The organism is Variovorax sp. P4_D9 (assembly GCF_056401695.1).
This window is the reverse complement of record NZ_JBFUIU010000283.1, coordinates 1-10799: the sequence shown is the minus strand read 5'-3', so window position 1 is coordinate 10799 and position 10799 is coordinate 1. Positions and strand designations below refer to the sequence as shown.

General features: G+C 60.6%; 9 protein-coding genes. 6 read left to right on the top strand and 3 right to left on the bottom strand.

Annotated features, from left to right (window positions below):
• The coding region (locus tag AC1DY5_RS26835; protein WP_478116333.1) for a GMC family oxidoreductase at positions 1-1220 on the bottom strand (1220 nt) is incomplete at its 3' end.
• A 365-nt stretch (positions 1221-1585) separates the two neighbouring features.
• On the opposite strand from AC1DY5_RS26835, the gene AC1DY5_RS26830 reads away from it, so the two are divergent.
• The 4 genes from AC1DY5_RS26830 to AC1DY5_RS26815 all read left to right on the top strand — a co-directional run bounded on the left by AC1DY5_RS26830 (position 1586) and on the right by AC1DY5_RS26815 (position 5602).
• Positions 1586-2167 carry a VOC family protein gene (locus AC1DY5_RS26830; RefSeq protein ID WP_478116332.1) on the top strand — a complete coding sequence of 194 codons (582 nt, stop codon included), beginning with the start codon at positions 1586-1588 and terminating at the stop codon, positions 2165-2167.
• 105 nt (positions 2168-2272) lie between these two features.
• Complete coding sequence (locus AC1DY5_RS26825; RefSeq protein ID WP_478116330.1) at positions 2273-3265, top strand: Bug family tripartite tricarboxylate transporter substrate binding protein; 993 nt, start codon at positions 2273-2275, stop codon at positions 3263-3265.
• Positions 3266-3543: 278 nt separating this feature from the next.
• Positions 3544-5031: an aldehyde dehydrogenase gene (locus AC1DY5_RS26820; RefSeq protein WP_478116328.1), complete on the top strand. Its 1488-nt coding sequence runs from the start codon at positions 3544-3546 to the stop codon at positions 5029-5031.
• A 13-nt stretch (positions 5032-5044) separates the two neighbouring features.
• A complete protein-coding gene (locus AC1DY5_RS26815) occupies positions 5045-5602 on the top strand; it encodes a nuclear transport factor 2 family protein (protein WP_478116327.1) in 558 nt (185 codons plus the stop codon).
• Between the two features lie 304 nt (positions 5603-5906).
• On the opposite strand, the gene AC1DY5_RS26810 is transcribed toward AC1DY5_RS26815, so the two are convergent.
• Positions 5907-7301, bottom strand: a complete 1395-nt coding sequence (locus AC1DY5_RS26810; RefSeq protein ID WP_478116326.1) for an MmgE/PrpD family protein — start codon at positions 7299-7301, stop codon at positions 5907-5909.
• Positions 7302-7525: 224 nt separating this feature from the next.
• A complete protein-coding gene (locus AC1DY5_RS26805; RefSeq protein ID WP_478116324.1) occupies positions 7526-9202 on the bottom strand; it encodes a GMC family oxidoreductase in 1677 nt (558 codons plus the stop codon).
• A 217-nt stretch (positions 9203-9419) separates the two neighbouring features.
• On the opposite strand from AC1DY5_RS26805, the gene AC1DY5_RS26800 reads away from it, so the two are divergent.
• Positions 9420-10406, top strand: a complete 987-nt coding sequence (locus AC1DY5_RS26800; RefSeq protein WP_478116323.1) for a Bug family tripartite tricarboxylate transporter substrate binding protein — start codon at positions 9420-9422, stop codon at positions 10404-10406.
• A gap of 86 nt (positions 10407-10492) precedes the next feature.
• Positions 10493-10799: tripartite tricarboxylate transporter substrate-binding protein (locus tag AC1DY5_RS26795; protein WP_478116321.1), on the top strand; the 307-nt coding region annotated here is incomplete at its 3' end.

Here is a 10799-nt window from a genome sequence, read left to right as displayed (position 1 = left end):
GCGCTGGCAAGACGGATGGTGCCCCGGCTAAGGGGATAGCTCTTGTCGAGCACCATCGAGAACGAAGGGTATGGCAGCACCTTGAGGCTCTTGTAGAACTGCATTTCGTCATCGTTTACCGCGCCTGCGACCGAGAAAAGCATATGCACGTCCGGCAAGGGTTCTGAGGTCGAAGTTCTCAGGAATCCCATGGCCTCGGTGATCGTGGCGAGGGGGCCTTGTCCCGTCAGCAAGAACTTGGCTCCAAAGCCTGCCATCCGCAATAGGTTGGTTGTGGGGCTGTAGCTCGGTCGCTTCACGCGCCAACTCGGCCTGATGAGCGGATGCTCCATCAAATTGCGGCCCACGCCGGGATGGTGTGCCACCACATCGATGCCAAGCGACTGCAGGTCCTTTCCATCGCCGATACCCGATAGCATCAGAAGCTGCGGCGTACTGATCGCCCCGCCGCACAAGATAACCCTGCCAGCCCGGGCCTCGCGCATGACGCCGTCGCATTCGTAGGCGACACCCGTGACCTTGCCATCGCTTACATGCAGCTTGTGTACGAGCGCGTCGGTGACCAGTCGCAAGTTCTTGCGCTGCAACGCCGGCTTGAGCCATGCATCGGCCGAACTGACTCGCATTCCCCGACGCTGATTGAATTGTCCATAGCCAACCCCTTCTTGCTGCAGGCCATTGAAGTCGTGTGTTCGTGGAATGCCGGCCGCTTGCGCAGCTGCGAGAAACGCCTCCGTGAGGGGATGGCAGTGCCGCACCTCCCGAATGGGCAGCGGACCAGAATTGCCACGGATTGAGTAGTCGGGCGGGGCGTGGTAGCCGGGCTCGCAACGCTCCATGTCTTGGAACAGAGGCATGACATCGTCGGCCGACCACCCAACGTTGCCCATCGCAGCCCAACGGTCATAGTCGGCCCGGGCGCCACGTACGTAGTTCATGCCATTGATGCTGCCGCTGCCACCCACCACGCGCCCGCGCCGCCARTGGTCGATTCGCGAATTGCGTGTCGAGTCCGGCTGGGACCAGAAACCCCACTCGAAGCGTGAGAAGTCGAGGTAGTAGCTGAGACCGAACGGTTTCATGAGCCACACGTCCCGCGGGCCGGCCTCAAGAACGAGGACGCGCCGTGAAGTGTTCTCGCTAAGACGCGCAGCCACGACACAGCCTGCGCTTCCGGCTCCGACGACGATGTCGTCCCATAAGTTCGAATCCAGATTCATGAAACCCCACTTTGTCTTGTCCAGGCAGTAAAACAATATTGTCGCGCTATACGGGATATAGTTCAAGCAACGTGCTTGGCTCTTGACGAGGCCCCGAGGACGAACTGTTGAGCGCCGACTTCGGCCGGAACCGATGTTGCAAGCCACCTCGCAGCCCTCGACCAAGACCTTCACGAGTAGGAGGGACCTAGCGCTCCTCGGTGTCAACAACCGAATCTACGGGTTTGCACCTAGCCTGGTTCCTGCTTCCGTGCCTTGTAAGCCGTAGCTCTGAAGAGTAAACTAGTCGCAAATGGCGGGATAACATCGTGTATCTGCCTGGCGTTGATCTGATGGATCGCGGCGTTGGAACGTATGAGGCTGAGATGACTGACAACTTCTACTACGGGCGCAGGATGCAGTTGGCCTTTTTGGTCAGCGACATGGATGCGGCTCTCAAGGTTTGGACCGACGAGCTGAAGGTCGGCCCGTTTGTGGTGTTTGAGAAGGCGCTTGGAAGCCGCCACTTTGTTCATCGCGGTGAGCGCAGTCCTATCGATTTTTCCCTTGCGCTCGCATACATCGGCGATACACAGATAGAACTGATCTGTCAGAACAACGACGCGCCGTCGATCTACACGGAGGCAAGGAGCAAAGGCCTCATGGACGGCGGCGCCCACCATATGGCGTTCTGGCCAGACGATATGGCTGCCGCACATCGCCAGCTGATCGCCAGTGGCTTCGAGGAGGTCGCGTCGATCCGCTCACCGACGGGGGAGGTGGACGTCTACTACTTCGGTTCGCCGCCTTCCCTGGGACTCATGGTGGAGATCGTGCCCATGAACTCGGCTCGAAGACTCTACTTCTCGAAGATCAAGGCGCTGTGCGAAAGGTCGGCGGGCAGCCAGAAGGCACTTCGCTTCAAGGACAAAGACCATTTTCTTGCCTCGCTGGAACCTGACAGCTAAGGGCGCAGAAATCGATGCCTCCCTCCCGGGCGTTTCGGGAATCCGTGCCGAGTCTGAAAACGCAGACCCTGTATCAGATCCGGACAACTCTTACAGACCGAGACAATGCAAAGCTCCAAACTGATTCGCGCCCTGATAGGGCTCTGCCTGGTGGCGCCGCTCTTGCTTCCTGCTTCCGCCCCAGCCCAGCAACTTTCATCGAAGCCCATTCGCCTGTTGGTGGGCTATTCGCCTGGTGGCGGCATGGACAGTCTCGCTCGGCTCTATGCAGCCAAGTTGCCGGACCTGCTCCATGTGCCGGTAGTCGTGGAAAACCGGCCAGGCGCCTCCGAGGTCCTCGCCGCGACGCCGGTGATGAACGCTGCGCCGGACGGCCATACCCTGTGGATTGGATCGGGAGGGGCACTGACCCAGGGCCCAGGGGTTCGTACGGACCTTCCGTACGACCCTCTGAAAAGCTTTACGCCCATCGCGCTGATCGCCCAGGGAGAGGCCGTATTCCTGGTGCGCAAGGACGCGCCCATGAACTCGATGGGCGACCTGATCACCTACGCTAAGGCGAACCCTGGCAAGCTGACATATGGCTCCGCCGGCCTGGGTTCTGGGAGTCACCTGACGTCGGAATACATCCTGACGCTGACGGGCGCGTCCATACTGCATGTGCCCTACAAGGGAGAGGCGGAGTCGACGAGGGACACCATGGCAGGCAACGTCGATGTCACCATGGCCATGGTCGCGACGGCTGTTCCGCTGATCTCCGACGGCAAGCTCAAGCCGCTCGCTGTCACCGGAACTCAACGGGTGAAATCGCTGCCGAACTTGCCCACCGTGGCGGAATCCGGGGTGCCCGAGCTGCGGGAAGTGGGCTCGTACACCTTCTACGCGTTGATGGGCCCGCCCGGGATGTCGCCGGCCCTGGTCAAACAGCTCAATGAGGCGTTCAACAAGGTTGCTCAGATGCCCGACGTCGCTCAGCGACTGCAGGATGTCAGTTTGCGACCCGGCAATGGATCACCCGAGGCATTTGCCAAGCAGCTGGAGGAAGACCTGGCAAAGTGGAAGAAGCTTCGCGGCAAGGTCAAAGTCGGCTCTTCTTGACCATCTGCAACCCTGTCTGGTCAACGTATGGGATCAAAAGTTTTATGGCCAGATGAGAGTGTGCTCGACTCTCCTTGGCGGCTGTAGCCACGTCGAGCGACGACGGCTGCGCTCCCGAGATTTTCAAATCTCGCCCATCACCATGCTTAAGTCGATCGACCCTAACAGCGAGCTCGCAGCACACACGTCGAGTCGCATTTCAGTTCACGTTCAGTCGTGTTTCGATGCCGGGAAGAAGAGCATCGTCTATCAGATTGGCGTTTGCAAAAGGTAGTGAAATGAAAACATATCAGCATTGGATCAATGGGGCGCCTGTTGCGCCTGCGAGCGGGCAGTGGCTCGAAACTGAAGACCCCTACAGCGGAGAGGCTTGGGCCCGCATCGCGCGCGGCAACAAGCAAGATGCTGAACTTGCGGTGGCAGCGGCTAAGGAGGCGATGGAATCGGGTCCGTGGAGCAAGATGACCGCAACCGAGCGGGGCAGGGTCCTGCGAAGGATTGGTGATCTTTTGGCGGACCCCAACAATGCTCAACGGCTTGCCGAGGTGGAGAGTCGGGACAACGGCAAGATCTTGGCCGAGATGCAAGGGCAGTTGAAGTATCTGCCTGAACATTGGTACTACTTCGGCGGTCTGGCCGATAAGATCGAAGGTGCGGTCCTGCCGGTCGACAAGGCGGACATGCTCGCAATGACTTACCGCGAACCCGTGGGCGTGGTCGTTGCCTTGACGGCCTGGAACTCCCCGCTCATGTTCTTCGCGCTTAAATGTGCTCCAGCGCTGGCCGCGGGTTGCTCTGTCGTGCTCAAGCCCTCGGAGTTTGCCTCGGCCAGTTCGCTTGAGTTGGCAGCCTTGACGAAGGAGGCTGGATTGCCTGACGGTGTGATCAATGTTGTGACGGGATTGGGCCAGGAACTCGGAACGCATCTGGTTGAGCACCCCGACGTGGCCAAGATCACTTTCACCGGGTCGGACACGACAGGGGCGAAGGTCTATGCGGCGGCGGCGCGCACCATGAAGCGTGTCTCGATGGAACTGGGTGGAAAGTCGCCGAACATCGTGTTCGACGACGCGGACCTCGACAGTGCAATCGTTGGTGCGGTTTCGGGGATCTTCGCGGCGGCGGGACAGATGTGTACTGCAGGTTCAAGATTGCTGGTCCAGAACTCCATCCGGCCGGCATTCACCGAGCGGCTGGTGCAGATGGCTCGGACCTTGAAACTGGGTGACCCGATGCGACCGGATACCGACGTTGGTCCCATAGCAACCCGCCCCCAGTTTGAGAAGGTGCTTCACTACATCGACCTGGCCAAGACTGAAGGTGCACGCTGTCTTCTTGGAGGAAATCCGGCGCAGGGTGAGGGCCTCGGAGCCGGGCAGTTCGTCGAGCCGACAGTTTTCACCGACGTGGCGAGCGACATGCGCATCGCGCAGGAGGAGGTGTTCGGTCCAGTCCTCTCGATAATCGGCTTTGATACCGAAGAAGAGGCCGTGAGGATCGGCAACGACGTGATCTATGGGCTTGCCGCCGGCGTCTGGACCCGCGACGTAGGGCGCGCGATCCGAATGTCCCGAGCGCTGAAGGCCGGGATGGTATGGGTGAACACCTATCGAGCCTATAGCGTCCTGGTGCCCATTGGCGGAATGAAACAGTCGGGCCTCGGACGCGAGAGCGGCATGGAAGCAGTCAACGACTATCTCGAAACCAAGAGCGTCATGATTTCTACCTCGACAGCTGTTCCGGACAACCCATTCGTTCAGCGCTGATGCTGCGTGTGAAGTGAATATCGACACGAAATATCAGCGCTCAAACGATCCAGCGCGCGAGCACGAGCACGAGTTCGCGCGCCATCTTCAGACGTTGCTTGACCGCGCAGCCATCCACGACCTGCACATGCGCTATTTCAACGGCGCAGATTGCGGCGATCGCGATGTCGTTCGTGGATGCTTCTCAGAGGACGTATCTGCCCAATACGAAGGCCGCCCGCCCGTTCAAGGCGTGGAAGCACTGCTGGCACAAATTGCGTTGTTCGAAGCGCTCGCATCGGGCGCCTGCAAGATCTCCACTCATTTCACCGGAAACGTCCAATACAGGCGACTCGACGCAGAAGTGGCGCATACCGAGATCAATGCATTCGCTTTTCTTGTGAGCTCGGACGGGCGCATGGTTGCAATGCGAAGTTTGCGCTATCTCGACGAGCTTCATCGCATGGAAGGACAGTGGAAGATCGCCAAGCGACTGCATACGCTGGATTGGGCCAGCGAGGTTCCAGTTTCATTTGCTCGGGACTTCGTCGACAAAGTGAGCGACGTGCCCGCGCCGCGCTCGATCGATTGATCGTTGAATTGCGGGCGCGCCGCCGCATCCCAGATTTCCCGAGGCTTCAGGTGCCATCGGGTGCCTGCGGGGCCATAGTCACTTCATCACTCGAATGTTGTCCCGGTCACTGCTCGCAGAAAACCGCGCTCTCGCCTCTCGCAAGCGAATAGACGCGGATTTACACCAGCGCCAACACAAGGCGTTGAGCGCAAAGCAATGATCGAGACGATCACGACCTGGAACGGATCGCAGTATGTTGGGGCGGCCTGTGCACTCGCCCACCGTACGCCGGGCCCCGCCCTACACGGATGTGTCCGCTGCTTCACGAAAATGCGCGGAGAAACTTTGTGGCGTCGCGGGCCAGTTCCAAACGCTGAACCGATTTGTGTATGGCGCGGATCTGGTCCACCGAGTGTGGAACCACGGCGAAGGATGCGCAATCGCAGAACTTCGCGACGATGTCGTCCCAACGCATCGGCGCTTCGGAGCTGCCAGGGATGCCGGTGCCGATTCGCTCAAGCCGGCGGCCGTCGCGCATGACGATCTCGACGCGCCCCGGTGGAAGCTCGAGCTTCCAGTCCAGAGTCGAGTCGTCGATCGGAATGACCTTCTGCGCAGCAGCCAGCACCTTCGGGTCCCTCAAGGCCTCGTCGGTGAAGTCGCTGAGGCTCATGCGCCGGCGGACGGCGGCAACGGCGACTAGAAATGGAAGGCTGAACTTGGCGTCGACGAGGGTGGAGGGAGCGCGGCGCTCCTCCAAGGGGTTGCACATGAGTCGATGGTAGTCGCCCACGTACACCTTGATTTCGTCGATGTCGGAGATCGCGAGATCGTGGTCCTCGACTAGGCCCATGGTGGCATGGATATGGCTGTGCGCGGTGCCGACCGCGGGCCAGCGCTTGTACAGAGTCAGGCCGCCGGTGTAGTGCGTTCCGAGCCCATCCACGATCTTTTCCCGGTCGTAGCGGTTGCCGAAGTACATGTCGAAGATCCCGTACTTGCCTTCGAACACCGTCGGCACACCCGTGATTCCTTTCTGCGCGAGGAGGGCCGCCGTCACCGCTCCCCTTGCCGGGAATCCGGCATACATGGCGCGTAGGTCGCTTCCGACCGCATTGATCACTGCGGTGGTGCCGCATGACTGCATGCTCGCGATGCCCATCGCGTTCGCGACCTGTTCCCGTGACAGTCCCAGAAGGTGGGCCGATGCGGCGGTGGCGCAGTACACCCCCATCACTGTCGAGAAATTCCAGTCCTTGCGCCAGTCGACGTGGCATCGAAAGCGGTTGAACAAGTCCTGGCCTGCCGCCACCGCGGCGATCATGTCCTTGCCGGACACCGGGCCCTTCTCCGCGGCAACCTTCTCTGCCACCGCGAAGACGGCGGGAATCAGCGAACTGGCCGAGTGCTGCCCCCAGGGCGTCTGGTCGTCATAGTCGAGGCAATGGGCCATCGCACCATTGACGAAAGCCGCCATGACCGCTGGGACGCGCCCACCGAAGCCCAATACCGAGCTTTCGGGCCGGCCGCCGCCCTCCATGGCGAAGTCGACCACGCCACGGACGGCAGGCTCCATGCCGCCGGCAGCCAGGATGACGCCCAGGGTATCCAGGATGCTCTTCTTGGCGCCCTCAATTGCCGTCGATGAGAGCTTTTCGTAGCGCGTGCCTACGATGAAGTCCGCGATGTCGTAGCACAAGTCAGTGGAAGTGGCCATGCTGTTCCGAAGGGTGATAGAGATGGTCAGAAGCGGGGGCTCAGACTTGAGAGGTGCTCTGGAGAACGGTCTTCGACAACAGATAGGCGTCCAGGCGAGTGAGTCGGCCTTCTCGTCCGATGCCGCTGTCCTTGACGCCCCCGAAGGGTTTGTCGACATCCGCCGTGAGCGCCGGCCGCGGCAAACCGAAATGAGGGAGCCTTCGAGGCCGCCGGCGGAGGTCGTCAGACCGTGCTGGCTTCGTCGACGCCGACGGGATCGGCCGCAAGTTGAGAACGAGGGTGCGCGTCATGCTCGGCATCATGATGGGCAAGTACCATGTCTGCGCACTTTTCTCCGATCATCATGCAGGGAACACTGGTGTTTCCCGAAATGATGATGGGCATGATCGAGGCATCGGCCACACGGAGGCATTCGATGCCATGGACCCGCAGCTGCGGATCCACGACAGCCGACACATCGGTGCCCATCTTGCAGGTGCCGACCGGATGAAACGTCGTGGACCCGTTGTTTCTGATGTAGTCGATGATCTGCTCGTCGGTGCGAACCTGAGGGCCAGGCTCAATCTCTTCGGAGATCAATGGGGCGATGGGCGATGCGGCCGCTATTTCTCGCGCTTTGCGAACAGCTGCAACGGCGATGGTGCGGTCCTTCTGCGTCGCAAGGAAGTTGTAGTTGATGGCCGGATCAGCGAACGGGTCCTTCGACTGGATATGGACGCTTCCACAGCTTTCAGGCCGCTGCACCTGCGCGTAGACGAAGAAGCCATGCCGGTTCGACATTCGCCGCTTCTGGTTGACGATCTCCAAGAGGAACGGGTTGATCAGCAGGCCGATGTCCGCTTGCTCAACTTCTTCGCTTGAACGCGTGAATACCCGCAAGGTGGCGACCCCCTGAGAGATGAACCCCTTGCGCAACAGGCCATAGCGAACAATTTCGGCAAGGAGCCTCAACCCCCGCCCGCGCCCGGCCAACGAAATGCCGCGCTCCTTGAAGGCCCATTTCATGGTGGGGCCAAAATGATCGCGCAGGTTCTCGCCGACGCCGGTCAAGGCGTGGAGCACGGGAATTCCGAACTTCGCGAGCACTGCCGGATTGCCGATACCGGAGAGTTCGAGCAGTTTTGGAGAACCGATCGCACCGGCGCAGAGGATTACCTCCCTGGAAGCCCGCGCTTCCTGCATCTGTCCGGCCCGGCGATAGCGAACACCGACACAGCACTTGCCCTCCATGATCAGGGTGGTCGCCTCGGCGCCCGCCGAGATGACAAGGTTGGGCCGATTTCTTGCCGGCGCCAGGTACTGCGTGGCCGTGCTTTGGCGAAGGCCACGGTAGATGGTCTGCTGTGCCATGGCAACGCCATATTGGGTGTCGCCGCTGTAGTCTGGATTGAGCGGATAGCCGACCTGGCGGGCCGACGCGATGAACAGGTCGAAGAAGGGGGAGGTCTTCTCCGCAACGGTCACCTTGATCGGGCCGCTGCGGCCACGGTAGCGGTCCGAGCCGATCTGCGTGCTCTCCAATCTCTTGAAGATCGGCAGGACGTCTTGATAAGACCAGCCGTGACACCCGAGCTGCATCCAGCGGTCGTAGTCCAGGCGTTGTCCCCTGTTGAAGATCATCCCGTTGATAGCGCTGGAGCCGCCGAGCAGCTTGCCGCCAGGCACGTAGATGGACCGGTTGGCCGTGCTCTCGTTCGGCGTGGACTGTCTGCACCAATTGACCTTGGGATTGACGATGGTAAAGGCGGTTCCGCCAGGAGGGCGACTCCAGATGTAGCGCTCGCTGGCGCTGCCGGCTTCCAGGCACAACACCTTGTACTTGCCGCTTTCCGATAGCCGGGCCGCGAGCACGCCGCCCGCTGAGCCTGAGCCGATGACGATGAAGTCGTATTGAGACATTGGCGCAATCCACAGTTTCTGGCGGAGGTGCTCAGGAGAGCCCATGATTCGCCAGGAATGATCTGATAAAAAAGTGTCGCCATGCAGGATATGGAGACGAAAATGGAGGTTCTCAGACCGCGCATCAGGACGCAATTAGGGTAATCGAGGGATGGTAAACAAATCCCATTAGGCGGGAGAATGTGTGCCTAAGTGGTTTTTCCTGAGGTCTGTTTGTATGCGCGCTCTCTTGAAGGTTGTCCGTGCAGTTGTGCTGAGTGCTGCGGCGTCGCTCGGCGGCGTTGGCGCTGGGGCGGCGGATTCTGGTGGCTGCCCCGCCTCCTACATGCGGATGGTGATCCCGCAGCCGGCCGGAGGTGTGGGTGACCTGGTTGGCCGGGTACTTGGCGACAAGGTGGCCGAGATCCTGGGTCAGCCTATGGTGATCGACAACCGTCCGGGCGCAACCACCTCGATCGGCACCGCCGTGGTGGCTGCATCAAAGCCCGATGGCTGCACCCTGTTGAACTTGACGACTTCGGGCGTGGTGGCGTCGGTCATGGGGGGCAAGCTGCCCTACAACCTGGAAAAGGACTTCAAGCCAGTGGTTTCGGTGGGCTCGTTTCCCATGGCCCTGTCGGTGCCCATGGAGTCGAGCATCCACACGTTCAAAGACCTGGTGACGGCGGCGAAAACGCCTGCCGGCCTGAACTACGGCTCCGGAGGGCCTGGCACGGTGGCCCACCTCTCTTCGCTGCGCCTGCTCAAAGCGTTAGACGGGAAGGGCATTCATGTTCCCTATAAGGGGAATGCTTATGCGCTCCAGGGTCTGCTGGGTGGCGAAGTGCAGTTCATGTTTCCCACAACCGCTGAAGCACTGCCGCTTGCGCAAGGCGGCAAGCTCAAAGTGCTCGCTTTAGCGTCCGAAAAGCGAATGGACGCCTTCCCGAACGTGCCGACGCTGAAGGAACTGGGCTTCGGCGACTTCACCCCCAAGGTCTGGTATGCGTTCCTGGTTCCGGCAGCAACACCGGACCCAACCGTGTCCCGCCTGTACGACGCCTTTGCAAAGGCTCTGGCGGATTCAACGGTCCAGGATCGCCTCACCAAGCTTGGATTCACGCCGGAACTGGGAGACCCGGCAAGAACGCGGGAGTTCATCGCAGCAGAGGCTTCGCGCTGGAAAAAGGTCGTTCAGGAAAATCGGGTCACCAACCAGGACTGAGCGCGCCCACGCCCGCCCACGTCAAAGCCAGCTTCATTTCACTCAATCCACACATTAGAGACACCATGCCGAGATACATCCTTGCCGTGCTCGCGGCGCTGTTCTTCACCAACGCTTCGCACGCGGCCGACGATTGGCCGACCAAGCAGATCACCCTCGTGGTCGGCTTTGCAGCGGGCGGCAACACCGACCTGGCTGCGCGAATCCTGGCGAACTCCATGAAGCAGTCGGTGTCGGTGCCCGTGGTGGTCGAGAACAAAGCTGGCGCGGGCGGGACTGTGGGCGCAGCCTTTGTGAGCAAAGCGGCTGCTGATGGCTCGATCTTTCTCGTTGCTTCGCAGTCCGAAACCACCATGCTCAAGGCGAACCGGGCAAATCCGCGCTACGACATCG